The organism is Pseudomonas sp. WS 5079, from assembly GCF_012985465.1.
In the GTDB taxonomy this organism is placed as follows: Bacteria; Pseudomonadota; Gammaproteobacteria; order Pseudomonadales; family Pseudomonadaceae; genus Aquipseudomonas.
The window spans coordinates 1-757 of sequence record NZ_JAAQWN010000032.1 but is presented as its reverse complement, the minus strand read 5'-3'; the positions used below and the strand labels follow the sequence as shown (position 1 = coordinate 757).

Sequence of the window (757 nt, the reverse complement as noted above, 5' to 3'; positions counted from 1 at the left end):
GCCAGATCGTCTACACCGCCACCCTTGTGGATAAAAACGGCGCCCCCGTCACTAACACCACTGGTCCGCTGACCATCACCCTGGATAACAACCAGGTCATCACCATCGGTGTGGACAAGTCGAGCGGGACTGTTTCGGTTGTAGCGCCGGACGACGTCTACAAAGGTGATCAAACCGTTACTACCGGCATTAAAGAAGTCGCCGGTGGCGATCATTTTGAAAATCTGGTTCCGGGCACTGACAAGGTCACCACGACTGTCACTGATACCCCAGGTACCGATAACACCACGACTGTGACGCTGACTGCTCCGTCGGAAGTGAGTGAAGGTGGAAAAATCACCTACACCGCCACCTTGAGCAACAAGGCTGACACTGACGTCACCTTGACCCTCGATAACAAACAAACCATCACCATCAAGGCTGGCGAAACTGTCGGCACCGTGACAGTGGATGCTCCAGGCGATGACGTGTTCATCGATAAGAGCACCCAGACCGTCCAGATCACCGGCACTGACGGTGGCAACTTCGAGAAACTCGTGGTTGCTGGCGATGGCGCGACTACTACCATCAACGACACCATCGACAAGGTCGATGTGGTGCTGACCGCGACCAAAACTGTCGGTGAAGGCGGCCAGATCGTCTACACCGCCACCTTGGTGGATAAGAACGGTGCGCCGGTAACCAACATCACCAGCCCTGTGACTGTGACTCTGGATAACAACCAGGTCATCACCATCGGTGTGGACAAGTCGAGCGG

Annotated in this window: 1 protein-coding gene; it reads left to right on the top strand. The window is 55.5% G+C overall.

The window, feature by feature from the left end; all coding sequences use genetic code 11:
* A partial coding sequence (locus HBO05_RS29030; protein WP_346343173.1) for an immunoglobulin-like domain-containing protein occupies positions 1-757 on the top strand: 757 nt, incomplete at both ends.